This window comes from Prevotella sp. khp7, assembly GCF_900109055.1.
Taxonomy (GTDB): domain Bacteria; phylum Bacteroidota; class Bacteroidia; order Bacteroidales; family Bacteroidaceae; genus Prevotella.
This window is the reverse complement of the sequence record NZ_FOIV01000003.1, coordinates 695,669-717,654: the sequence shown is the minus strand read 5'-3', so window position 1 is coordinate 717,654 and position 21,986 is coordinate 695,669. Positions and strand designations below refer to the sequence as shown.

Below are 21,986 nucleotides of genomic sequence, written 5' to 3'. Positions count from 1 at the left end.
TGAAAATAGTTTTAAGTTAGACATTGATAAAAATAAATTGTATAATTTTTGTTATGGGTAATATAATGTTATGTTTTTACCGTGTTGGTCGTACCTGATCTTGTCGGTAGCTGCCAGCGCGTCGAGCACCTCGCGGAGCGTCTGCTCCTGGCGCAGGAAGTCACCATAGAACCTGAGTGTCAAAAGGCGGTTGTCGGATATGGTAATCTTCACGTTATAACTGCGCTCAAGCGTCTTCACGATTTCCATCAGGGGCTGGCCGTCGAATATCAGTCGGCCGTTGGTCCATTGGCTCGACTTGGCCACGTCGTAGTTCTCGACATAGATCTTACCCGTGCGCTTATCGACCATCGCACGCTGACCGGGCTTCAGCAGCCGGTCTTCGGCGGGATGCTTCGTGCTGCTCATGGCCACGCTACCCTCTGCCAACGAGACAGTTGCCTCCGCGTCGCTCGGATAATCGCGGAAATTGAATTTCGTGCCAAGTACCTTGACCCGCACATTCTCCGACTCGACGCTGAAAGGCAACTGCTCATTGTGGGTTACCTCGAAGTAACCCTCTCCTTTTAAACTAACTAACCTCACTGAAAAGCCAAAGCCTTGTGAATAGGATATTCTTGAGCCTGCGTTCAGGCACACCTTCGTGCCGTCGGGCAACGTCATCTGGGTGCGAGAACCTTGTGGAGCTTCAATCACAATATCGCCAAAAGCCGAAGCCACGTTACTCTGTCCGCCCTTGAACGAGAAGTAGCCCACAGCCACGACGGCAGCCACGGCAGCAGCATATCGCAGCCATCTCAGACGGTGGTGGGTCTGCACTTTAGGCTTGCTGCTCTCTGCCACACGCTTCTTAAAGGCGGCAAAAGCGGCGTCTTTGTCGTACTTGGCCAGTTGCTCTTCACTAACGGACGAGAACCATATCTCCTCTTCGAAATGTGACTTGTCGTTTGTCATCTTATGGTCGATAGTTATTAGTTTGACGATAAAAAAAGTCCTGAGGGTAGTCAGAACTGATATTTTTTCAAAAATATTTTTATGCCATCTGTTCCACCAGCAGCAGGATGGCCGCTGCCAGATACTTGCCAAGCGCCTCGTGCAACAATACCAGCGCATGCTTCACGTGATACTTTACCGTGTTGACCGAGATGCCCAGCTCACGGGCTATCTCCTCGTATTTCTTCTCTTCGAAACGACTCAGACGGAACACCCTGCCGCACTCTTCGGGCAGACTGTCGACTGCCTTCATGATCTCGCCCTCAAGTTCCTGCTCTAACAGGTGGCCCAACGGATAGTCGTCGCCCTTTATATAATTAAGCACGGGAAAGTCGTCGCTGATATCCGGAGTAGCCGACATCTTTACTTCACGCTGATTGTATTGCGATTTCAGATAGTCCAGACAACGGTTTCTCACACATGTCATCAGATAGCTGCGCAAACCAGTCTTTATCTCTATCGTCTCGCGAACCTCCCACAGGTGGAATATCACGTCGCCGACGATGGTCTCAGCCAGGAAATCGTCGTGCACATATTGTGCCGCTACATGACACAATATCTGGTAGTGGCGGTCGTACACATATCGGTAAGCCCGCTCCTGTCCTTCCTTAAGCTGTTGTATGATAAAGGTTTCAGTTTGTTCCATCAGTGCAAAATTACATTTTTTCCATTACCAAACCAAGAAAAATGAAAAAAAAATGCAGATATACAAATAAAATTGGTACTTTTGCAGCCGAATTCTGCAAACTAAATATTCAGCATGTATTTCACAGGAATCACCATCGCCGTCATGACCTTTCTCACGATAGGTATCTGGCACCCGATAGTTATCAAGACCGAGTATTACTGGGGCACACGTCCTTGGATTCTCTATATGTTTATAGGCATCGTCTGCTGCCTAGCGGCTCTCTTTGTCGAGAATGTATATATCTCGTCGTTCCTGGGTGTCTTCGGAGCTTCATCACTTTGGGGCATCGGCGAGCTCTTCTCTCAGCGTAAGCGTGTTCTCAAAGGATGGTTTCCTATGAATCCCAAGCGTCGTCACGAATATGAAAACTCTTCTGATACTGGTAGGTAAGACTACCGACAAGCATTTTCAGGCGGGCATCAGCGACTATGTCGATCGCATCGGTCACTACATGCCCTTCGAACTCACGACCATTCCTGAGCTGAAGAACACCAAAAGCCTCTCTGAAGAACAGCAGAAGACAGCCGAGGGCGAACTCATTCTCAAGCAGCTGCAGCCATCCGACACCGTTGTTCTGCTTGATGAGCATGGAAAAGAGTTTCGAAGCATCGAGTTTGCGCGTTGGCTGGAACAGAAGCGCAATACCGCCCGCCGACTCGTATTCATCATCGGTGGTCCTTATGGATTCTCGCCTGCAGTCTATGCTCGTGCCAACGAACAGCTGTCGCTCTCAAAGATGACCTTCTCTCACCAGATGATACGCCTCGTCTTCACGGAGCAGATTTATCGTGCCTGCACCATCATTAAGGGCGAGCCTTATCACCACGAGTAAAGCTTATTCTTCTACCAAACCGGCCTGCTGCCACTTCTGCAGAATGTCGGACACATCCTCTCGGGCCTCTTCAGGCGCCACGTCGTATGTCCCTAAGAGCTTTTCCGTCAGCAGATCCACGTTGAAAGTCTCCATCTCAGCAGCCTGCTGCCATAACCAGGCTGCCGTCTCGTTGAGCACCAGCAGCTTACCGAAGTCAAGAGCCCCGAGACCTTCGCCCATAATCACTTGTTCGCCGCATACCTCGCGCAGCACAAATCCTTGCTTTATTCTCATTTCTTACATTTTTACTTTTTTATCTTCTTAGCTCTTCTATATATTGCCAATAAATATCTTCTGAAAGGGCGCAGATACCACCAGACCTTCGAGCCGATACGCCGCCATAAACAATACAAGTCGTGTCGGACACCATCTGCGTCCACAATATGAGTTGCAACAGCCTTCACTTCATCGATGGTACAACGCTCCGTACCAACAAGATTACCGTCGCCCATCAGGGTCACACGATTGCCGTCAATGCTGATAATGCGATGTACCACATAACGACAGTTTTCCACCCATGCCAGCACCACATCGCCCTTCTTCAGCCGTTGGGGCTTCTTCAGGATAACACTCTCCCGACCGCCGATGATAAAGGGCAGCATGCTACGTCCGTCAACAGGCAGGGTCACACTCACACCCTCACTCAACAGCCTGACAACCTCTTCTAAAATTTCATCATCTGTCATCACATATCTTTTCTTTACAAAGCAGAGCCGCAGCTTCGTCGGGCAGACATTCCAAGTACCATGTTGGCACAGTCTTCGCTAATGTATTCTCCGACTGATGTAGTCCGTCGGCAACACGCTTATCCCAACGTTTACCGCTGATACTCGGCATCAGCACCGCGTAACTCTCCACTCCACTCAACCGGCAAATCTTGTTGTAAGGTGCCTGACTCAGTTGAACGATACCACCCAACTCGCAGCTCACATTCCGATAACATGGTGTCTTACCGCTCCAAGGCGAGCCATAGACAAAGCATTTCCCGTTCATCACCCTCACTACAGGATTGTCATCATTCATCAGTTCCGAGCCTGTTATGTATCTCAGCCACAAAGCGGCGTGCGTGCTCTTGCCCGTGCCGCTCTTGCCTAAGAACATATACCCCTTACCGCAATAACTTACTACAGCAGAATGAAAAAGCATCGTGCCCTTATCGGCTGTAGAAAGCGAATAGAGCATCATCAGCGCATTGTTTAATACCATCTTCGCCTGTGGTCCAACTATCACGAGACGCCCCTCGCTATAATCGTTCGAGCATATCAGCCAACCTACCATCTTGTTCTGCCAGCGATATTCATACACAGGATGTCCATCCGCAGTCCGTCCGCAGATAATGGTCTGTCCCTCGTCGTTTTGGCGCAGCTCCTCTATATAGACGGGAGCCTTGTCATCGGTAATCATGAGGGAGAATACTGTCTGGGATGAGCCGGCACTAAACGGTTCATAGTTGCCCATCAATGCGAAGATACTCTCCTCGCCTATGACGCTGAACGTGTGCTCAGCTATCTGATAATATCGTGTTATATTCATCTCCGGATATTTCTTAACGATAAGCGACCGCGTTCGATGCGTTCGGGCAACAGTCCAAACAAATCTTTCCAATGCCTCAGCTCCAACCACATTATCTCCGAAGGGGCAAACGGTAGCAGTTTAAGGCGTCTATACTCCTTTTTCAGAAAATAGGCCACGTCTGACTTTACCTTAACATGCTGGGCGTAGTATCCGAAGTTGCCCTCAGCCATGATGAAACGCAGCAACCATTTACCACGGTACTTGTCGGGCTTGCAGAGCATCAGCGCGTTGTCCAGACCAAACACCTCAGCAAGAACCCACATCAGCGCTCCACCAATCCGGCGCAGACCAAACTGATTTAACAAGCCCTTCACCTCCTGCCTGTCGTCGGCCGTAGAATGCTTCAGCAACAGATAATAGTCGCATATCTGCCTGAGACCAACGCCGCTGTTCAGGAAATGGTGTTGTATGTGCGCCAATTGCATCACTAAAGCAAACTTCAGCAGAGGCACCGAAAAGCCATCCTCGGTCTCCTCAATATGTTTAACCTCTGTTTCAAGCCATCGTTGCAAATACTTATTAGTCAAAGGATTATGATTTCCAGAAGACGGGCTAAAATGTACTTCGACATCCACACCTCTGTCGTTTGTCGGCAGATGCACATGATAGTTGTTTACTATATTCCTTCTGTTTCTGCCCTTCAGGTCTTGAGGTTGTGTGAAGCCCATCTCTATGAGGAGTTCCATAACACGCTCTTTACCGCCTTCTACCCAAATGTCTATGTCGCCAGGCTGCCTCACCAACGGGTCATTGTAAAGTCGGGCATTGGCCTGCCCCTTCAATATGGCTGTCTTTATGCCCCAGTTTCTAAAGGCCTCAGTCAACCGCGCGGCCTCGTCGTTCATCAATCCGTTTAGTCCGCGTATCTGTTCAGCCTCACTGGACCATTGCACAGCCAACGTCATCGGCATTTTGTGCTTACTGGCCACGCTCCATAGCAATCCTACGACCGCATGTTTCCTACTCATCCGAAACAGTTGCGTCCATTCGTCATCAGTCGGCTTCACTCTCAATTCAGAGCCCGTCATCGCCGCCTTCACCATGGCCATAAACATGCCGTCTGTTGTGTTTTTAGTATTGATCTTATCCATTTGTCTATAGTTGATATTTAGCAGGTGTCATGCTTGTGTATTGTCTGAACACCTCATGAAAAAAATCACGGCCGTTGAAACAATTGTAGTCGGCAAAACTCTCTACCGACCTGTCGGGCTGTGCCTTCAGCACGCATAACAGCGGCATCAACGACAGCATTGCCATCGTCAACATACCATTAAACTGCATCTCTCCCTTTGTGATCATGGCCACAAAGGTACAACGAAAAGAATAAAACACCAAATAATTTGTCTGAAAACCCCATTTTTCTTACAGCAACATGTTATTTTTCCGATACATACCCTACTTTTCCAACATTTCTCCCCACGCGTTTTTCTTATATTTGTACATAAACATATAAATTATTACTTATGAGAGTTTCATCATTATTGGGAGCACGTGAAAGAGAATTATTTCGGTTTTAACATTTTTTTATGCAGTATTTTGAGAGTTTATGCGTTTATATAATAAAAGAGATATAAAGATATGGACTCAAAAAGACTATTTAGACAAATGGGAACCGCTCTGATACTCGCCGCATTAGCTATGTCTTGCGCACCTGGCGAAGATATGGAAAATACGGAATTTTTAGATCCAAGCAAGCAGCTTAGCAGTAATCTGAAAGGAGAAACATTGACGTATAACGGTATCTGGACGGTAGACGGATTGGAAGCAGAAACAGTCAACGCTTATGTTAAGATTGACGACACCAGCGAGATTTCGTTCGACAGCTATCCCTATCAGACCATTGTGAGCAAAATGTTTCCTAACATGAAGGTGAGCTCGGTAAGCCACGTCATGCCGCCCGCACTGACATTCCGACTTTTAGGCTATTCAGACAATGCCATTTATCTGGAAAACTCGTCGGAAGTCTATGACCATATGTTTTTTCTCAGTTCGGCAGAGATATCGTTCATCGTCCACGAGGCCGACGGCAGCGAGACTCCTTTCAGAGTGCTCTTTACCGCCAATAGGACTGTGGCCACGGTTGATAATTACCACAATACATTCACTCTGGTATTGTCGGTATACTGCATAACGAGCGGCACGGGCGACGGGGAGACTGTAAAAGAACTGAACCCAGAAATGACGTTGAAATTTACGAGTACAAAGCGCATAAAATAAAAAACTAAGTTGGAAACCGAACTAGAACTGCTGACCGCCGTCAAGGCGGGTGACCGACAAGCCATGAGGCGGCTCTACGAGCGCTTCAAAGGGTATGCCACGTCGATAGGACACAGGTATATCCCCGACAACGACGACGTAGACGACGTGGTTCAGGACACGTTTATCAGCATTTTTACCGCTATAGGACGGTTTGAACCCAACGGAGAAGGAGCACTAAAAGCATGGATTGGTAGAACGGTTGTAAACAAGTCGCTCGACTTTATCAAGAAGCATGAACGGATAAGCTTCACCGATAAGATGCCAGAACAGGCCGACGAAGAGACGGAACTGGAGCGAATACCACCTGAAGTGATGAGCCGCATGATAGCACAACTGCCACCAGGCTACAGAATGATATTGAACCTATATGTTTTCGAACGCTGTTCGCACAGCGAAATAGCCCAGAGACTGGGCATCAAAGAAAACTCCTCTACTTCGCAATACGCAAGAGCCAAACAAATGCTCATAAAAATGATTAATGACTATATAAGACGACACGAGATATGAAGCAAGACAAATGGGCCGAAAGGCTGAGAAACCACATGGAGAACTACCGCGAGGAGCCTAAGCGCGACTTGTGGGCCGACATTGAGGCTACGCTCGACAAGCAGCAGGTAACCCCAAAGCCGACGATGATGGTGTCGTTGCGCCGATACGTAGTAGCCGCAGCCGTAGTCGGACTGCTGCTGGGCGGGGCTTACATGCTATGGGAAAACATCGAGACGGGCAAACAGAGCACAGAACTGGCACAACAGGCCACACCGGAGAATGGAAACATACAGACGGCTCACAATGATAGCAACGAACACTCTGAGAGCACTATAGAAGATATGGCAGTTCCTGCCGCAAAAGCCACTAGCATAGCCGCCACAAGCACAGAAAGGAAGCTGATGGCGCAGGCTACAGGCTACGAAACTGCAACTGAGGCACAGGAGGTGACAGAGCCAAAAGCCGCTCAGTCTACAGAGGAATCTGCTAAGCAGACAATAGAGAAAGAACAGACGACAAAAGCACCTGAGGATAAGGAATCGCTGAGGGAACAGGATAAGAAACACACTCTGCCTAGGGTTTGTGAATTAGAGCGGCAGAAACAACACTCCCATGCACGAAAATCAACCATGAACCTGTATGCCTCAGCATCCTCGGGCGGATATGATAACACGAACGGTGTGATGATGAGCCCATCAACATTAAGCAACTTTGCCATGTCGCGCGGCGAGGTAGCCTATCTGGTTGGCTACGAAGAGCACCAGAGCCATGATCAGCCCTTCACAATAGGTATTACGTTGAGCTATCCCCTATCCGACCGTTTATCGGTGAGTTCGGGTGTGGCTTACACAAAGCTCCACTCTGACTTTACAAGCGTGATGCGCTCGCTTGAGGTAAAGCGTCATCAAGTATTGCACTACGTGGGTGTCCCATTAAATATGCAGCTACAATTGTGGCAGTGGGACAGGCTGAACATCTATGTGAGCGCTGGTGGACAGGTAGACTTTAACGTAAAAGCGACAGCAGAAACAGACGGCATAGAACAGAAAATAGACAAGGACCGTCCGCAATGGTCTATTGGCGGACATCTGGGGGTGCAGTACAACATTATACCACAACTGGGCGTCTATGCAGAACCAGGCGTGCGACACTACTTTGACAACGGCAGTAACGTGAGCAACTTCTTCAAAGATAAGCCCACGGCTATGAGTCTACAACTGGGAATGCGCTACAACCTGTAAGTTCTACAGGTGGAGTCATACATGAGTGAAATATTATAACTTTAGCATAACTGATTATGAAAAAACTATTTTTATTCGCGACCGTAGCTGTGGCCATAGCAGGCTGCAAAAGCAGTAATGAGCTCGATGAGGGTGAAGAGGTAATCAACATGCTGCCGAAAACCAGAGCCATTGAACTCACACAAGAGGAAAAGACCTATGTAGAGAAGAACACTGACTTCTCGTTCAATCTGTTCAAGACCATCAGCAACATGCCTAAGGGCAAGAAGAGCAGCATCATATCGCCTATCAGCGTAACCTATGTGATGGGCATGCTTAATGATGGTGCCACAGGCGAGACGGCCAAGGAGATTGGCACAGTTTTGGGCTTTGGTTATAACGAAGTAAAAGCGGTGAACGAGTTCTGTCAGAAACTGATAGAAGAGGCTCCCAAGACCGACTCGTCGGTGACATTGGAGGTCGCAAATACGGTAATTTCTAACAAGTTTATGAATGTCAAGTTGGAATCTCAGTATGAAAAAGACATGAAAAATTACTATAGTGCAGAAGTATCAAGTCTTGATTTCAGCAAGAAGGACGAGGCGCTGAAACAGATCAACGGCTGGTGTAAGAAAAAAACCGACAATATGATTCCAGAAATATTGAAAGAGAATGAACTGAATATCGATGCCCTGCTATTGTTGATGAACGCCATCTATTTCAAGGCCACTTGGACTGACAAGTTTGACAAGAAAGATACAAAGAACGAGGACTTCACGGCTATGGACGGCCAGAAGAAGAGTCTGCCGATGATGCATCGTAAAGCTATGGCATTATACAGCGAAAACGAGATGTGTCAGATGCTGAATCTACCTTACGGCAGCGGTGACAAGTGGAGCATGAAGGTGCTACTACCCAAGGAGGGTAAGACGATAGATACCGTAATCAGCAGCATGAGCAGTCTGTGGTGGAAAGAACTTACCAACTATCAGAACGCATGGAGTGCTGAGGTTGATATTATGATTCCACGCTTTAAGACAGACTTTGAAACCGACCTGGTAGAACCGCTATCTGCAATGGGAGCACCGACGATGTTCACAAGTTCAGCCGAGTTTCCAAACATCAGTTCTAATATCAAGGAGGGGCTACATGTAGGGCTGATGAAACAGAAAGCCGCTATCGAGGTTAATGAGGAAGGTACTAAAGCGGCAGCTGTGACCGTGGCCATGATGGATTTAATGTCGCCTGGTCCTGGACATCAACCAGAGAAAGTAGACTTCCATTGCAACCGCCCATTTATATACGTGATTCAGGAAGCAAGTAGCGGTGTGATATTCTTCATAGGAACCTATAGAGGGGAATAAAAACAAATAATCCCAGCCTTTTCGGCTGGGATTATTATTGATAAAGACTTGCGATTCTTTACTTAACCTTCTCCACGATGGCCTTGAAAGCCTCGGGGTTGTTCATAGCGAGGTCAGCGAGAACCTTACGGTTAATCTCGATACCTGCCTTTGCAAGGTTACCCATCAGAACAGAATAGCTCAGACCCTCCTGGCGAGCGGCAGCGTTGATACGCTGAATCCACAGGCTGCGGAAGTTGCGCTTCTTGTTACGACGATCACGGTAAGCATAGGTAAGACCTTTCTCCCATGTGTTCTTTGCTACTGTCCAAACATTCTTGCGGGCACCGAAGTAACCGCGGGTAAGCTTCAAAATTCTCTTACGCTTTGCTCTTGAGGCAACGTTGTTTACACTTCTTGGCATAGTTTTCTTCTACTTTAAATGTTCGACAATAGGTTTAACGGAGACACAACAGGTCACGCACCTGCTTCATGTTTGTCTGATCAACGATAGTTGTACCAACCAAGTTACGCTTCTGCTTCTTGGTCTTCTTAGTCAGGATGTGACTGTGGAAGGCGTGACGTCTCTTTACCTTACCTGTACCGGTGAATGTGAATCTCTTCTTTGCACCGGAATTTGTCTTTACTTTTGGCATTGTTTTAAAATTTTAAATTGTTATTAATAAACGGCAGCAACGCATATACCGGGCGCGCCACCTTCTTTTTCTATTCGTTGTCCTGCAATTTCTTCAGCGCATCGGCACTGATCTTTGCATTGGCGAAGAGACCACCGTTAGCTGGCATCTCTGTCTCTTTTGATTCTGCCTGCTGAGCTTTCTTTGCTTCCTTAGCTTCTGCCTCAGCAGCCTCACGATCACGAGCCTGCTGACTCTTTTTCTTCTCACCAGCTTTCTTAGGAGCCAGATAAAGGAACATCTTCTTACCTTCGAGCGAGGGCATACCCTCAACTTTTCCTACCTCCTCAAGGTCGTTTGCGAAACGCAACAGCAACACCTCGCCCTGTTCTTTGAACAGGATTGAACGTCCACGGAAGAACACATAGGCACGAACCTTGTTGCCCTCCTCAAGGAACTCACGAGCGTGCTTGAGCTTGAACTGGTAGTCGTGCTCGTCGGTCTGAGGCCCGAAACGAATTTCCTTCACCTCAACCTTCACCTGCTTGGCCTTCATTTCTTTCTGACGCTTCTTCTGCTGGTAAAGGAACTTGGAGTAATCGATAAGACGACAAACGGGCGGATTGGCGTTGGGTGAAATCTCTACGAGATCTACGCCCTGATCGCGGGCCATGCTCAGCGCATCACGGGTATTAACAACGGTACTACCATCGTCACCGACGATGCGGACTTCACGTACTCGAATCTGTTCGTTGATTCGATACTGATTCTTCAATTTGTCATTCTTCATCAAATACTTTTTAGAAAATCGGGTGCAAAATTACTAACTTTCAGCGAATTAACCAAATTTTTTCCTATTTTTTTTACTTTAGAAGTCTTTTGTCATTTCGGCAACGCGAGCGTTCACCTCGTCAATAAACTCCTGAATGGTCTTAACACTCTGCTCGCCACCGCCCTGAGGACGCACGGCCACGGTACCATCCTGCTGTTCTTTCTCACCTACAATTACCATGTAAGGAATGCGCTTCAGCTCGTTGTCACGAATCTTACGGCCCAGCTTCTCATTACGCAGGTCGATGGTTGCGCGGACGCCACCCATATCAAACTTCTTAGCTACTTCCTGGGCATAGTCGTTATACTTCTCCGACAGAGGCAGGATAGCAACCTGATCAGGTGTGAGCCACAAGGGGAAGTGACCGCTGGTGTGCTCAATCAGCACAGCGCAGAAACGCTCCATTGATCCGAATGGTGCACGGTGAATCATTACAGGTGTCTTCTTCTGGTTGTCCTCATCGGTATACTCGAGGTTGAAGCGCTTAGGCAGGTTGTAGTCAACCTGGATAGTACCCAGCTGCCAACGACGACCGATAGCGTCCTTAATCATGAAGTCGAGCTTAGGACCATAGAAAGCAGCCTCGCCATATTCTACCTTAGCGGGCAGACCCTTCTCCTGACAAGCCTCTACAATAGCCTTCTCAGCCAGTGCCCAGTCCTCATCAGTACCTACATACTTATCGTGGTCGTTAGGATCGCGCAGAGAAATCTGAGCCTCGAAGTTGAATCCGAAGGCTGTGAGCACGATACCGATGATATCCATTACATTCAAGAACTCCTGCTTAACCTGGTCGGGACGACAGAACAAGTGGGCATCGTCCTGTGTGAACGAACGTACACGGGTCAGTCCGTGCAGCTCACCACTCTGCTCGTAGCGATATACGGTACCAAACTCAGCGATACGCAGAGGCAGGTCGCGGTATGAACGGGGCTTCCAAGCGAAGATTTCGCAGTGGTGAGGACAGTTCATTGGCTTCAGCATGTACTCCTCGTCCTCCTCAGGTGTATGGATAGGCTGGAACGAATCCTTGCCATAGTGAGCATAGTGACCAGAGGTAACATAGAGGTTCTTAGAACCAATGTGTGGAGTGATAACCTCCTGATAGCCGAAACGCTTCTGCACCTTGCGCAGGTGATCCTGCAAACGCAGACGGAGTTCGGTACCCTTTGGCAACCAGATGGGCAAGCCCTTACCTACCTTATCTGAGAACATGAACAACTCCATCTCCTTACCTATCTTACGATGGTCGCGCTTCTTAGCCTCCTCCAGCATCTCTAGATACTCATCGAGCATCTTCTTCTTGGGGAATGAGATACCGTACAAGCGCTGCATCTGCTCGCGGTTAGCATCGCCACGCCAGAAAGCACCTGCTACTGAGGTAAGCTTAACAGCCTTGATCTCGCCAGTATCCACGAGGTGTGGACCACGGCACAGATCGGTGAAATTACCCTGGGTATAGGTGGTGATTGAACCGTCTTCAAGATCCTGCTCGATGTGCTCGCACTTATAGGTCTGTCCCCACTCAGCAAACTGCTTCAGGGCCTCGGCCTTTGGTACCTCACGACGAACTACAGGCTCCTTCTTGCCGGCCAGTTCCTTCATCTTAGCCTCAATCTTTGGGAAATCGCTCTCCTTGATGCTCTCGCCGTCCTTCAGCAATACATCATAGAAGAAACCATTCTCGACAGCAGGTCCGAAACCGAACTGTATGCCAGGATACAACTCCTGCAATGCCTCGGCCAGCAAGTGGGCCGATGTGTGCCAGAAGGTATGCTTACCCTGCTCGTCGTCGAACTTGTAGAGCTCGATGGTAGCGTCCTCGTTGATAGGACGGTTCAGCTCTACCGTCTCACCATTTACTCCACAGCTTACAACGCTGCGTGCAAGAGCCGGAGAGATGCTCTCTGCAATCTGGATACCAGTTACGCCCTGCTCATACGAGCGAACAGATCCGTCTGGGAATGTAATGTTAATCATATCTACAATATATGTTTGAATTTGAAATTGCGTGCAAAGATACTACAAATTTTCGACATTGCATACAAAATGAGGATTTTTTTCATATTCGACGATAAAGAGGACGCAGATCCCTCACTTGTGCTCTCGGTTTATTTGGCAATATACTTTCTACCATTAGAAAGGACAATTCCCTTATATTCTGCATCGACCTTCTGACCTTGCATATTATAAAGTTGAACTTTATCAGATGGGTGATATGCCGCAGTTCGGATGCCAGTAGAATTTCTGTATTTGTAATCGGCAATCAGTGATTCAATCAAACAATCCCATTTATCCATAATCTCAGGCTTGTTATCCCATGTGATAGATAAGGGATGAGACTCCTCAAACGTAAAATCATTTGCAACCAAATCCTTCTTTCCCAACAACAGCCAATTATGATTTTCAAAGCCAGAAATCTTTTCTTGTTTTGACTTTACTACCGGATCGTTCCATGTCACATCGACCGCATACCATTGACCATCGTCCATTTGCGTTTCGTTCCACACATGCGATTCGCCTTGAGCCTGAAGTTTATTACCCTTAGCATACCCCGAGGCAAGGACGCAAGGTATATTCAGTTTATCGCAAAGTATCTTAAATGCCCTCGCATACGCCTCACAAACAGGTCCGTCAGCATCAGACAACCCCATAAAAGCACTATATGGACTCCAAACTACATGATGTTTCATATTGTCTGGAGTACCGGAATATTCGGGATTATAGCAATTATGATGCGTCAGCCAATCATTCAAATACGCGACCTTGTCATAACGGCTGCCATCGGGGCTCTCACTTATAATGCCGTTAACTTTCTCAGTGATATCTGTCACAGCAGAATATACCAATATGGCATCATCCAAAAAATCCAATCGCCGATCAAAATCATCGGCTTTTAATACAAAATATATTCTTTGAGAATACTCCGCTGTACCTTTGCCACTGGTTTGACTATAATTGTATTGCCAACTATAATAATCGCCCCATCTGAAATAATTACGTAACCAGAATGCTTCTGGATAATCATAACTCAGAGCAATTATCAGATAGCGTATGAAAGAATCAGCATCAGCATACTGAGATTTACAAACCTCTTGTACAGCATTTCTACAACTCTGTTTTATAACTTCCGCTGATGCATCTCTGGAGAATGTAAAGTCGACCGTCCCCTTGATAGTCGTTAGCGTAATATAATAGGAATTATTGCTCTCATTATAATCAGCCAGAGCAGGATCTGCAGTCCAATTTTGTTTTCCATTAAGAACTTCATGAACTTTATTCCCATAAAGATCATAAAAGTCCCTTAAATAAGTCGGCATATTTGTGATACGGTCAATCCACTTAATAGCAGTTACATCTGTTCGTGTTGAGTTACTTCTCATGCCGACAGTCTGTTCGACAAATGGTTGCAATGTGATATTGGCCTCAACAGTTACTTCATGCGGTTCGCTATAAAAAGGTCCACACGCTATTAGTTCTTGTGCTGGTAATTGACATATGTTCAGCATGACAAGGGCAATAACAACTAAAATCTTTTTCATAAGAATTTGGGGCTACAGATTAATTCTTGCTGCAAAATTCTATTTTTCGCGGTACTTTTTAATCACACTATATGCCTGATAGAGGCCAAGTTCACCTGCTTTCGAGAGGTCTTCTATACCCTCATTTACGCGCTTGACGTAAATCTTTGCAAGACCACGATTGAACCATGCCTCAGCAAGTCGTTCTTCTAACTTCAACGCACGCGTATAATCGTCAATAGCATGCTGATAATCGTTGCGCTGGGCATAGAGGTTGCCTCGATTGTAATATAGATAGGCATTTTTCGGCGACTGCTGGATGGCCTCGGAAAGGTCACCCATCACATTAGCCGACTTAAGCTCGATATTGGTGCCCTGTGAGGCGTTGAACTCGTTGATTTTGGCCTGACATACAGCACGCTGCCAATAAGCAAGCGACGAGGTAGAATCAATCTGCAGGCAGATACTCAAATCATCGATGGCATTGTCGAAATTCTGAATAGTACCATAGGCTACTGCACGGAGTAATAACAGAGGCACAACTGCGGTCGTAGTCTTGGCCTCGTCAATACGAGTACTAAGCGAGTCAATATAGGAAAAGGTCTGTTTCATACGTTCCTCGCTGAGGTTACGCTGTTCGCAAGACACAAAGACGGTATGAGAACCTGAACGCTGGTTGAACTGGTCAACAGTAGACTCATAAGGGATTTCAATCTTTACATCGTTTTGGGGTTTAATAAAGGTGAGGCCATACATGGGCTGCCATACAAGTTCAGCCTTGCGATTCTGTACGCGTCCGCGATAATCGCTTTTATACTCGTGCTCAACCTCCTGTTCATCAGCCACAACCAGCTGATTATACTTCTCGAGGTCTTCATCGCTACGTTTACGCATCTGTTTCTTTGAGAGACGGGGTTGCTTGCCATAGCGTTTATCCATCTGAGCCTTCAAAATACGGAATTCATCGAGTTCTGCTTGTTTGGTGTTTCCCAAACGGCGATAGCAAGAGGCACGGTGCTGCAAGCCGAACCAAAAATTTGGATATTCTTCGATAACCTTGGAATAGTCGCGAACAGCACCACGCAAATTGCCCGTCTGTTCCAACAACAAGGCACGATTGAAAAGAGCCATCAGGTTGTCGGGCTCAAGCTTCAGTACAAAGTTAAAGTCTTCAATTCCTCGGTTGTCATCGCCCACCTGTGCACGGAGTAGACCACGATTGTAGTGACCAAGGAAGTTATCAGGGTCAAGGTCGAGGGCCGTATCATAGTCGGACATCGCCCCACGAAGGTTGTTCTGATTGTAACGAGCCATAGCTCGGTTTATATAATTGTTTGAATGTTTTGGAAGCAGATGGATACTCTTGGTAAGAAACTCCTCACCTTCTTTCCACTTTTGACGGGCCAGACTGATGATAGCCCGTTCGGCCCAGAGACCACCATCGTAAGGATCAAGTTCCAAACTTTTGTCGAGCGACTTGACAGCCTTGGTGGTATCTTTCTGCAACAAATAGATTTCGGCCTCCATAGCATAGGCCCGAGCATAACGCGACCAGCGAGTGGTCATGGTGTCGATCTGAGCAAGCGCACGATCGTAATCTTTCTCCTGGATCAAACAAAGAATACGATTGTGCCAAAGCCCTTGGTTCTCAGGATCATAACGTAATGCACGATCATAGTCGCTCACGGCCTCGGCAAACTTCTTCTGATTGATGCGGCTTAGGCCTCGGAGTTCATAGGCACTCACCACATATGGATTGCGCTCGATAGCTTCAGAGCAGTCAATCTCTGCCCCACGAAAATCATCGAGATAAAACTTAGCTACCCCACGAAAAAACCACGGTTCATAGAGCCACGGTTTCTGGCTGATAGCCTGATTGAAATATTGAATTGAGAGGACATAATCCTCATAATACAATGCCGATCGTCCTATCATGACAAGACGGTCGGTATTAAACTGCGCCTGCGCAAACAGCGGCAGAAGTGAGAGAAATAATAAAATGCGCCGCATTTCAATCACTTTCTCACCACTTTAGTGCGATAGCCGCAACGGAATCGACCTTGAAGCAGGGCACGAAGCTTGCTCTTGATAAGCTGCTTACGGAGCGGGGAAATACGGTCAATGAACATCTTTCCGTCGAGGTGATCGAACTCATGTTGCATGACACGGGCCAGATAACCTTCAATCCACTCATCATGGTGCTGGAACTGCTCATCATCCCACTCTACATGAATGCGCATTGGACGTACAACCTTCTCATGAATAGCAGGGAGCGAAAGACAACCTTCTTCCGATGTATCGGTCTGGGTCTCATCGTACTCTATGATATGAGCATTGATAAACACTTTACGGAAATCCTTATACTCAGGCAATTCATCCGACAGCACATCGAGGTCGATTACAACAAGACGGATAGACTTGCCAATCTGAGGAGCAGCGAGGCCGATTCCTTCTGACTCAGCAAGCGTCTCCCACATATCACCAATCAATTCCTTGAGTTGTGGATAGTCGGGAGTAATATCTTCGGCCACCTTACGAAGCACAGGTTGACCATATATATAAATAGGTAATATCATTGTCTTCTATAAATTATGAATTGAGAGTCATTTGCGAGAACGGAGATAGTCTTCAAGAATGATGGTTGCACTAATCTCATCAACTAAAGCTTTGTCTTGACGGGCCTTTTTCCTCAGGCCACCATCAAGCATAGCCTGATGGGCCAGAACAGAGGTAAAACGCTCGTCGAAAAACTCAATGGGCACTTCGGGAACGGCCCTGCGCCAACGATTAACGAACTGCACTACGCGCTGCATATTCTCGCTGGGCTGACCATTAGGCTGACGAGGCTCACCGATTACAATACGTTCAACAGGCTCCTTGGTCATATAAGCTCGAAGCCAATCAAACAACTCCGATGTAGAAACAGTCGCCAACCCTCCAGCTATAATCTGAAGAGGGTCGGTGACTGCAATACCGGTACGTTTCTTACCGTAATCTATTGATAATATACGCGCCAATCTCGTAAATTATTGGGCGTTGTAGAGCAACCATGCATCCGGATAAGTGGCACGAAGCTGATCACGACTATTGACAGCACCCAACTTATCGGTAAAAGTAGAAGCTACAACACGGAACATGTTGTTAGACTCATTCTTCACAATCTGTGCGTCATAGCCTGCATCTCTCAGACGCTGCTGCAGACCATCGGCATTAGCACGAACGCTGAAAGAACCAACCACTACGCTAAAAGCCTTCAGACCGCTACCACTGATGAGCGACACATTCTCGGAGCGAACAGAAACATTGTCGAGATTGTCTACTACGCGGGTTTCATTGGCTGGCTTTGCCTGAACAGGAGCCACAACGGCCTCCTGAGCTGCAGACTGCTCTGGAGTCTGTTGAGCAGTATCATACTGCTTAGCCTTCTCGTATGCCTTCTTATAGGCACTCTCGTTAGATTTACAACTTGTAAAAGCCATTGCTGCGCATAATCCTACGCACAAAAGGGTTGTTTTCTTCATTTTGTTTTTGTTATTTAATAAAGTTATAAGTTCAATAATTGCTGCGAAATTACTAAATATCGAGCAAACACGAGCAAAAAAGGCACATAAAGTTTGTTAAATCGCAGAAATCACAACTTTTTTACAAAAATTTTGGCTCTTTTTTGCTTTACAAACGAAAAGTTTCGTATATTTGCAGAACAATTCATTACTATTAATATTATAAACGATAATAATTATGAAGAGTCTAGGTTACTTAAGCGCATTTCTTGGCGGAGCTATCGCTGGCGCAGCTCTGGGCATTCTGATGGCACCTGAAAAGGGACAGGACACCCGCGTAAAAATCACTGATGCCGTTGAGGACTTTCTGAAGAAGCACAACATCAAACTCAGCCGCAAGGAAGTTGTTGACCTCGTTGACGACATTCAGGACGCAGCAGAGGAGGAATAAGAGATGCTCTCCAGCGATAAGAACGTTGAGACAATAGCACAACTTATCGAAGTGCTAAAACATTATCTCGGACTTCAGAAGGAATATCTGAAGTTTGATGTGATTGACAAGGTAGTACGCCTATTAACGGCGGCTGCCTTGGCAGTTATTTTCATATTAATCATTATTGCTGTACTGATGTATTTCTCGATTGCCCTTGCGTTCTGGTTGGCAAACTTCACAGGTACATCTGCGGCGTTTTTCATAGTGGCTGGACTACACCTGCTTATCCTTATGTTTTTCGTAATTTTCCGCAAGTCGTGGATAGAAAAGCCGTTGGTGCATTTTCTGGCCTCATTACTTCTTGGCAAATAAAGCAATAATCCCTCTACTTTATGCTTCCAGTAAAGAAACCAACTACAGAATATCATACGCTTGACGAAATAAGACAACGTAAAAATGAACTGCTTGATCAACTCCAGCAGGACAACACGAAATTCACGTCACTTTGGAATCAGGTATTTCTAAAAAAAGAGGAAAATTCAAAGGGCGACTATATTGCGTCGCTCATAAGCAATGGCTTTGTGGCAGTAGACACTTTTCTGCTAATTAGAAAACTGATGAAAGGGTATGGTTTCTTGTTTGGAAGAAACTCCTTATTTGGAAGAAAGAAGAACAGAAAGTAGAATCAAAGCGACATACATGAAGGATTAAAATATAAAAAAAGGGTCACCGCTGTGACCCAAACCTTTGTTAACCTTAAATCTAATACTATGAAAAACACATGGCAAAGATACGTTTTTTTTAAATACCTCCAAGTGTTTTACCATAAAAACAACACAAATTTAAGCTATTTTAACAAAAACACGTATTCTTCGAGCTAATTTGGCTGAATTTAGAGAAAAACAGCCTGTCCGTCGTGAGCCAGTTCAATACCTTCAGGCAGAATTCGATTCACTTCTTCATGCAAGCCTATATCATGGCACATATGAATAAGGAGCGTACGAGGAGCTTTAATCGTACGGGCAAAAGCTATGGCATCGTCGACTAGTTGATGAGAATGATGCGGATTGTCAAAACGAAGCGCATTGACAACTAATAATTCTATGCCCTCGAGATATGACATTTCCGACTCGGCAATGGTTTTCATATCAGTAATATAGGCTAACTTACCTATACGATAGCCTAGAATGGGCAACTGACCATGCATCACCTCAATAGGCATAATGTCCAGATCGCCAATATGCAGCATTTGATGAGGAAGAATCTCATGGAGTCCGATGGCTGGGACACCTGGATAGCGATGTTCTGCAAAGCAATAAGGCAGCATCTGGAGCATTGATTCGCGAGCAATAGGGTCTGCATAAACGTTTATCTTGCCAAACTGACAATAAGGACGGATATCATCCATTCCTCCCATGTGATCGTAATGGCTATGGGTGATAAGGATGCCATCTATTTTACGAAAGGGGTGCGACATTATCTGCTGACGGAAGTCGGGACCGCAATCAATTAGCAAACGCGTTGTCTCGGTCTCAACAAGAGCAGAACAGCGCATGCGTTTATCTTTAAGATCTGTGCTCTGACAGACCTTGCACTGACAACCAATGACTGGCACACCACAAGAGGTTCCCGTTCCTAAAAAAGTCAGTTTCATATTATGTTCACTTCGGGATGAATAACAATACCGAATTTTACTTTCACGTCTTTCTGGATCGCCTCACAGAGGGTTACAATTTCTGCCCCCGTAGCACCACCACGGTTAACAAGAACTAAGGCCTGTTTGTCGTGAACACCAGCACGGCCTAATGACTTGCCCTTCCATCCGCACTGGTCAATCATCCAACCTGCAGGAATCTTCACATGCTCGGCATCCACCTCGTAATGAGGCATTCCCTCGTATTGCGCTGCTAATGCATCATATTTATCACGACTCACAATGGGATTCATGAAGAAGCTGCCCGCATTGCCTTCAACTTTCGGATCGGGCAACTTAGCGTTGCGAATATCGATTATGGTCTGTCGGAGTTGCTTGGCTGTTGGGGAAGTTATACCCTTGAGCTCCAATTCAACACGGATATTACCATATTCCAGACGAGGTTGGAACGTCTCAGAAAACTCATATTCTACAGAGAGAATCAGGTAGCGATTTTTCCACTCGTGCTTGAAACGACTCTGACGATATCCATATTCGCATTCATCATTGCAGAATTCGCGAAGTTCTCCTGTTGCAATCTCTACAGCACGGACCTTACGGATAAAATCCTTGACCTCTGAGCCATAGGCACCGATATTCTGAACAGCACTCGCGCCGACATCGCCAGGAATAAGCGAAAGGTTCTCTGCGCCATATAGCTGCATATCAATGCTCTTGGCAACAACATCATCCCACACCTCACCACTGCCACAAACGAGGCGATTGCCCATGCGTTCTATACCCTTACAGGCTGAATGCACAACGATCCCTTCGTAGTCGCCAGTAAGCAAAAGGTTACTCCCCCCACCTATTATTATATAAGGAGTATCACTCTCACGAAGGATCTTAGCTACTGTTTGTGCCTCGACTATGGTTTTGTATTCCAAAAACCTACTGCATTTGGCGTCAATGCCAAATGTATTGTGGGCTTTCAGACTATAATTCAATACATCTCTCATCAAGTGGTCATTTTCATTAGTAGCCACTTATCGCCAATCTTCTTGAAACGCAGTTCAAGTTCTAGACCATTAGCTACACCTCGCAAAAGGAATATCTTATCCGTACCTTCTTTCTGAGGCTTTCCATATATCACGTTATAAATCGACTTAGCAGGTAATTTGGGAGCAAAAGCCTCCCAAGTATCAGCAGTAATCACACCTTCCATCATGTTAAAGTCGTCATCGGGATCAGGCCCCACAAACTGTACGGTCTCATTCAGGCTCTTTGTCTGAAAAGTACTGTCGGAAGCAAAACGCTGATAAAACTTCAAAAACGAGGCATTGACATTCTTCTCAAGGGGATTAACTCTGACTTCACATAACATCCATGCACCTCTTATACGACGGAACATATAATCGTGCACCTCATTTTTCTTCAGTAATATTTTCTCTACAACAGCCTCACTAACAGCAGTATCCTTCATCAGCGACATTTGCTTATCATCATTGAAGAGTAGCGAGTAATACCCTTGACGCATAAACAGATGCTCCATCTTCCATTGCGACTTTTCAACCTGTTCCACCTTATTATCTTTAAATATTCGGAGGGGAAAAACAATCCGTTCTTTCTGCAATCGCTTATTGGCCAAGAAATTGAAAAGAAAGTCATCAAACATGGCGTCAGCAGCACGAGGCATTGGCGTCTCTGTAATCAACAGTTCCATCGTGTCGACATCCGCCACATCTGTGGAATCGGCGACAGAATCAGCAGGCATATCATCTCCCTGATTAGACCTGTTTCCCGTACATGAGAACATGAACATCAGACCTGCGGAGATCGCAATAAAAAACCTTTTCATCTAGTGAAGAAGTAACCTAATCAATCTGTTTATTCTTTCAAATTTCGGCAAAGGTACAAAATATTCTTAATTCTGCATCATAATTCTCATTTTTTTTGTACCTTTGCACGCAAAATTGCAATTTTTACTGATT

27 protein-coding genes are annotated in these 21,986 nt (G+C 46.2%); 8 read left to right on the top strand and 19 right to left on the bottom strand.

Annotated features, from left to right (window positions below; all coding sequences use genetic code 11):
• Positions 1–51 precede the first annotated feature (51 nt).
• Positions 52–954 carry a FecR family protein gene (locus BMX82_RS10060; RefSeq protein ID WP_177172075.1) on the bottom strand — a complete coding sequence of 301 codons (903 nt, stop codon included), beginning with the start codon at positions 952–954 and terminating at the stop codon, positions 52–54.
• Between the two features lie 79 nt (positions 955–1,033).
• Positions 1,034–1,639 carry an RNA polymerase sigma-70 factor gene (locus tag BMX82_RS10055; RefSeq protein ID WP_036910995.1) on the bottom strand — a complete coding sequence of 202 codons (606 nt, stop codon included), beginning with the start codon at positions 1,637–1,639 and terminating at the stop codon, positions 1,034–1,036.
• Positions 1,640–1,753: 114 nt separating this feature from the next.
• Between BMX82_RS10055 and BMX82_RS10050 the strand changes: the two genes are divergently transcribed.
• Both BMX82_RS10050 and rlmH read left to right on the top strand, forming a co-directional pair.
• Positions 1,754–2,071 carry a DUF4491 family protein gene (locus BMX82_RS10050; RefSeq protein ID WP_091768463.1) on the top strand — a complete coding sequence of 106 codons (318 nt, stop codon included), beginning with the start codon at positions 1,754–1,756 and terminating at the stop codon, positions 2,069–2,071.
• Entirely contained in the window at positions 2,043–2,513 is a 471-nt protein-coding gene (gene rlmH, locus BMX82_RS10045) for a 23S rRNA (pseudouridine(1915)-N(3))-methyltransferase RlmH (protein WP_036911000.1), read from the top strand. The genes BMX82_RS10050 and rlmH overlap by 29 nt, the downstream gene beginning before the upstream one ends.
• A 3-nt stretch (positions 2,514–2,516) precedes the next feature.
• Here the strand turns inward: rlmH and BMX82_RS10040 are convergent, their stop codons facing one another.
• Genes BMX82_RS10040 through BMX82_RS10020 form a run of 5 tightly spaced genes read right to left on the bottom strand, consistent with a single transcriptional unit; the run spans position 2,517 to position 5,429 of the window.
• A complete protein-coding gene (locus BMX82_RS10040) occupies positions 2,517–2,789 on the bottom strand; it encodes a PqqD family protein (RefSeq protein WP_036911002.1) in 273 nt (90 codons plus the stop codon).
• 11 nt (positions 2,790–2,800) lie between these two features.
• Positions 2,801–3,241: a S24/S26 family peptidase gene (locus BMX82_RS10035; protein WP_051949713.1), complete on the bottom strand. Its 441-nt coding sequence runs from the start codon at positions 3,239–3,241 to the stop codon at positions 2,801–2,803.
• The gene (locus BMX82_RS10030) at positions 3,231–4,088 is read right to left on the bottom strand and encodes a hypothetical protein (protein ID WP_091768457.1); all 858 of its coding nucleotides are present in this window, start codon (positions 4,086–4,088) and stop codon (positions 3,231–3,233) included. The genes BMX82_RS10035 and BMX82_RS10030 overlap by 11 nt, the downstream gene beginning before the upstream one ends.
• Positions 4,085–5,221 (bottom strand): nucleotidyltransferase domain-containing protein, encoded by a 1,137-nt coding sequence (locus BMX82_RS10025; protein WP_091768454.1) that lies wholly within the window; start codon positions 5,219–5,221, stop codon positions 4,085–4,087. The genes BMX82_RS10030 and BMX82_RS10025 overlap by 4 nt, the downstream gene beginning before the upstream one ends.
• Before the next feature lie 4 nt (positions 5,222–5,225).
• On the bottom strand, positions 5,226–5,429 hold the full coding sequence (locus BMX82_RS10020; protein WP_091768451.1) for a hypothetical protein: 204 nt from the start codon (positions 5,427–5,429) through the stop codon (positions 5,226–5,228).
• Positions 5,430–5,792: 363 nt separating this feature from the next.
• Here BMX82_RS10020 and BMX82_RS10015 point away from each other — a divergent pair, with 363 nt between their 5' ends.
• From BMX82_RS10015 to BMX82_RS10000, 4 genes are read left to right on the top strand one after another with little or no spacing between them, the layout of a single operon-like run.
• A complete protein-coding gene (locus BMX82_RS10015) occupies positions 5,793–6,347 on the top strand; it encodes a hypothetical protein (RefSeq protein ID WP_143058356.1) in 555 nt (184 codons plus the stop codon).
• Between the two features lie 9 nt (positions 6,348–6,356).
• Complete coding sequence (locus tag BMX82_RS10010; protein WP_091768445.1) at positions 6,357–6,896, top strand: RNA polymerase sigma factor; 540 nt, start codon at positions 6,357–6,359, stop codon at positions 6,894–6,896.
• Positions 6,893–8,119 (top strand): outer membrane beta-barrel protein, encoded by a 1,227-nt coding sequence (locus BMX82_RS10005; RefSeq protein ID WP_091768442.1) that lies wholly within the window; start codon positions 6,893–6,895, stop codon positions 8,117–8,119. The genes BMX82_RS10010 and BMX82_RS10005 overlap by 4 nt, the downstream gene beginning before the upstream one ends.
• Positions 8,120–8,175: 56 nt before the next feature.
• Positions 8,176–9,462: a serpin family protein gene (locus BMX82_RS10000; protein ID WP_091768439.1), complete on the top strand. Its 1,287-nt coding sequence runs from the start codon at positions 8,176–8,178 to the stop codon at positions 9,460–9,462.
• A gap of 58 nt (positions 9,463–9,520) precedes the next feature.
• On the opposite strand, the gene rplT is transcribed toward BMX82_RS10000, so the two are convergent.
• From rplT to BMX82_RS09955, 9 genes are all read right to left on the bottom strand, one after another.
• Complete coding sequence (gene rplT / locus BMX82_RS09995) at positions 9,521–9,865, bottom strand: 50S ribosomal protein L20 (RefSeq protein WP_036911023.1); 345 nt, start codon at positions 9,863–9,865, stop codon at positions 9,521–9,523.
• A 34-nt stretch (positions 9,866–9,899) separates the two neighbouring features.
• Positions 9,900–10,097, bottom strand: coding sequence for a 50S ribosomal protein L35 (gene rpmI, locus BMX82_RS09990; RefSeq protein WP_036911026.1), 198 nt, complete (start codon positions 10,095–10,097; stop codon positions 9,900–9,902).
• Between the two features lie 70 nt (positions 10,098–10,167).
• On the bottom strand, positions 10,168–10,866 hold the full coding sequence (gene infC, locus BMX82_RS09985; protein ID WP_036911028.1) for a translation initiation factor IF-3: 699 nt from the start codon (positions 10,864–10,866) through the stop codon (positions 10,168–10,170).
• A 78-nt stretch (positions 10,867–10,944) separates the two neighbouring features.
• Entirely contained in the window at positions 10,945–12,888 is a 1,944-nt protein-coding gene (gene thrS, locus BMX82_RS09980; RefSeq protein WP_036911029.1) for a threonine--tRNA ligase, read from the bottom strand.
• A gap of 131 nt (positions 12,889–13,019) precedes the next feature.
• The gene (locus BMX82_RS09975; RefSeq protein WP_036911030.1) at positions 13,020–14,450 is read right to left on the bottom strand and encodes a transglutaminase domain-containing protein; all 1,431 of its coding nucleotides are present in this window, start codon (positions 14,448–14,450) and stop codon (positions 13,020–13,022) included.
• A 39-nt stretch (positions 14,451–14,489) separates the two neighbouring features.
• Positions 14,490–16,439: a tetratricopeptide repeat protein gene (locus BMX82_RS09970; protein WP_091768614.1), complete on the bottom strand. Its 1,950-nt coding sequence runs from the start codon at positions 16,437–16,439 to the stop codon at positions 14,490–14,492.
• A gap of 5 nt (positions 16,440–16,444) precedes the next feature.
• Complete coding sequence (gene def, locus BMX82_RS09965; RefSeq protein ID WP_036911034.1) at positions 16,445–17,005, bottom strand: peptide deformylase; 561 nt, start codon at positions 17,003–17,005, stop codon at positions 16,445–16,447.
• A gap of 27 nt (positions 17,006–17,032) precedes the next feature.
• Complete coding sequence (gene ruvX, locus BMX82_RS09960; protein ID WP_091768436.1) at positions 17,033–17,446, bottom strand: Holliday junction resolvase RuvX; 414 nt, start codon at positions 17,444–17,446, stop codon at positions 17,033–17,035.
• A gap of 9 nt (positions 17,447–17,455) precedes the next feature.
• A complete protein-coding gene (locus BMX82_RS09955; protein ID WP_036911038.1) occupies positions 17,456–17,950 on the bottom strand; it encodes an SPOR domain-containing protein in 495 nt (164 codons plus the stop codon).
• Positions 17,951–18,167: 217 nt separating this feature from the next.
• Here BMX82_RS09955 and BMX82_RS09950 point away from each other — a divergent pair, with 217 nt between their 5' ends.
• Both BMX82_RS09950 and BMX82_RS09945 read left to right on the top strand, forming a co-directional pair.
• Positions 18,168–18,380 (top strand): YtxH domain-containing protein, encoded by a 213-nt coding sequence (locus BMX82_RS09950; protein ID WP_036911040.1) that lies wholly within the window; start codon positions 18,168–18,170, stop codon positions 18,378–18,380.
• 3 nt (positions 18,381–18,383) lie between these two features.
• The gene (locus BMX82_RS09945; RefSeq protein ID WP_036911042.1) at positions 18,384–18,734 is read left to right on the top strand and encodes a hypothetical protein; all 351 of its coding nucleotides are present in this window, start codon (positions 18,384–18,386) and stop codon (positions 18,732–18,734) included.
• Between the two features lie 520 nt (positions 18,735–19,254).
• On the opposite strand, the gene BMX82_RS09935 is transcribed toward BMX82_RS09945, so the two are convergent.
• The 3 genes from BMX82_RS09935 to BMX82_RS09925 are packed head-to-tail and all read right to left on the bottom strand — an operon-like array spanning position 19,255 to position 21,853.
• Entirely contained in the window at positions 19,255–20,016 is a 762-nt protein-coding gene (locus BMX82_RS09935; protein ID WP_091768431.1) for an MBL fold metallo-hydrolase, read from the bottom strand.
• Entirely contained in the window at positions 20,013–21,014 is a 1,002-nt protein-coding gene (murB, locus tag BMX82_RS09930) for a UDP-N-acetylmuramate dehydrogenase (protein WP_091768428.1), read from the bottom strand. The genes BMX82_RS09935 and murB overlap by 4 nt, the downstream gene beginning before the upstream one ends.
• Positions 21,014–21,853 carry a DUF4348 domain-containing protein gene (locus tag BMX82_RS09925; protein WP_091768425.1) on the bottom strand — a complete coding sequence of 280 codons (840 nt, stop codon included), beginning with the start codon at positions 21,851–21,853 and terminating at the stop codon, positions 21,014–21,016. Before BMX82_RS09925 ends, murB begins: the two co-directional genes overlap by 1 nt.
• Between the last annotated feature and the right edge of the window lie 133 nt (positions 21,854–21,986).

Bases quoted from the DNA above. Each gene is read 5' to 3' on its own strand.
- BMX82_RS10060 (WP_177172075.1), bottom strand. From the start codon at position 954: ATGACAAACGACAAGTCACATTTCGAAGAGGAGATATGGTTCTCGTCC.
- BMX82_RS10055 (WP_036910995.1), bottom strand. From the start codon at position 1,639: ATGGAACAAACTGAAACCTTTATCATACAACAGCTTAAGGAAGGACAG.
- BMX82_RS10050 (WP_091768463.1), top strand. From the start codon at position 1,754: ATGTATTTCACAGGAATCACCATCGCCGTCATGACCTTTCTCACGATA.
- rlmH (WP_036911000.1), top strand. From the start codon at position 2,043: ATGAAAACTCTTCTGATACTGGTAGGTAAGACTACCGACAAGCATTTT.
- BMX82_RS10040 (WP_036911002.1), bottom strand. From the start codon at position 2,789: ATGAGAATAAAGCAAGGATTTGTGCTGCGCGAGGTATGCGGCGAACAA.
- BMX82_RS10035 (WP_051949713.1), bottom strand. From the start codon at position 3,241: ATGACAGATGATGAAATTTTAGAAGAGGTTGTCAGGCTGTTGAGTGAG.
- BMX82_RS10030 (WP_091768457.1), bottom strand. From the start codon at position 4,088: ATGAATATAACACGATATTATCAGATAGCTGAGCACACGTTCAGCGTC.
- BMX82_RS10025 (WP_091768454.1), bottom strand. From the start codon at position 5,221: ATGGATAAGATCAATACTAAAAACACAACAGACGGCATGTTTATGGCC.
- BMX82_RS10020 (WP_091768451.1), bottom strand. From the start codon at position 5,429: ATGATCACAAAGGGAGAGATGCAGTTTAATGGTATGTTGACGATGGCA.
- BMX82_RS10015 (WP_143058356.1), top strand. From the start codon at position 5,793: ATGGAAAATACGGAATTTTTAGATCCAAGCAAGCAGCTTAGCAGTAAT.
- BMX82_RS10005 (WP_091768442.1), top strand. From the start codon at position 6,893: ATGAAGCAAGACAAATGGGCCGAAAGGCTGAGAAACCACATGGAGAAC.
- BMX82_RS10000 (WP_091768439.1), top strand. From the start codon at position 8,176: ATGAAAAAACTATTTTTATTCGCGACCGTAGCTGTGGCCATAGCAGGC.
- rplT (WP_036911023.1), bottom strand. From the start codon at position 9,865: ATGCCAAGAAGTGTAAACAACGTTGCCTCAAGAGCAAAGCGTAAGAGA.
- rpmI (WP_036911026.1), bottom strand. From the start codon at position 10,097: ATGCCAAAAGTAAAGACAAATTCCGGTGCAAAGAAGAGATTCACATTC.
- infC (WP_036911028.1), bottom strand. From the start codon at position 10,866: ATGAAGAATGACAAATTGAAGAATCAGTATCGAATCAACGAACAGATT.
- thrS (WP_036911029.1), bottom strand. From the start codon at position 12,888: ATGATTAACATTACATTCCCAGACGGATCTGTTCGCTCGTATGAGCAG.
- BMX82_RS09975 (WP_036911030.1), bottom strand. From the start codon at position 14,450: ATGAAAAAGATTTTAGTTGTTATTGCCCTTGTCATGCTGAACATATGT.
- BMX82_RS09970 (WP_091768614.1), bottom strand. From the start codon at position 16,439: ATGCGGCGCATTTTATTATTTCTCTCACTTCTGCCGCTGTTTGCGCAG.
- def (WP_036911034.1), bottom strand. From the start codon at position 17,005: ATGATATTACCTATTTATATATATGGTCAACCTGTGCTTCGTAAGGTG.
- BMX82_RS09955 (WP_036911038.1), bottom strand. From the start codon at position 17,950: ATGAAGAAAACAACCCTTTTGTGCGTAGGATTATGCGCAGCAATGGCT.
- BMX82_RS09950 (WP_036911040.1), top strand. From the start codon at position 18,168: ATGAAGAGTCTAGGTTACTTAAGCGCATTTCTTGGCGGAGCTATCGCT.
- BMX82_RS09945 (WP_036911042.1), top strand. From the start codon at position 18,384: ATGCTCTCCAGCGATAAGAACGTTGAGACAATAGCACAACTTATCGAA.
- BMX82_RS09935 (WP_091768431.1), bottom strand. From the start codon at position 20,016: ATGAAACTGACTTTTTTAGGAACGGGAACCTCTTGTGGTGTGCCAGTC.
- murB (WP_091768428.1), bottom strand. From the start codon at position 21,014: ATGAGAGATGTATTGAATTATAGTCTGAAAGCCCACAATACATTTGGC.
- BMX82_RS09925 (WP_091768425.1), bottom strand. From the start codon at position 21,853: ATGAAAAGGTTTTTTATTGCGATCTCCGCAGGTCTGATGTTCATGTTC.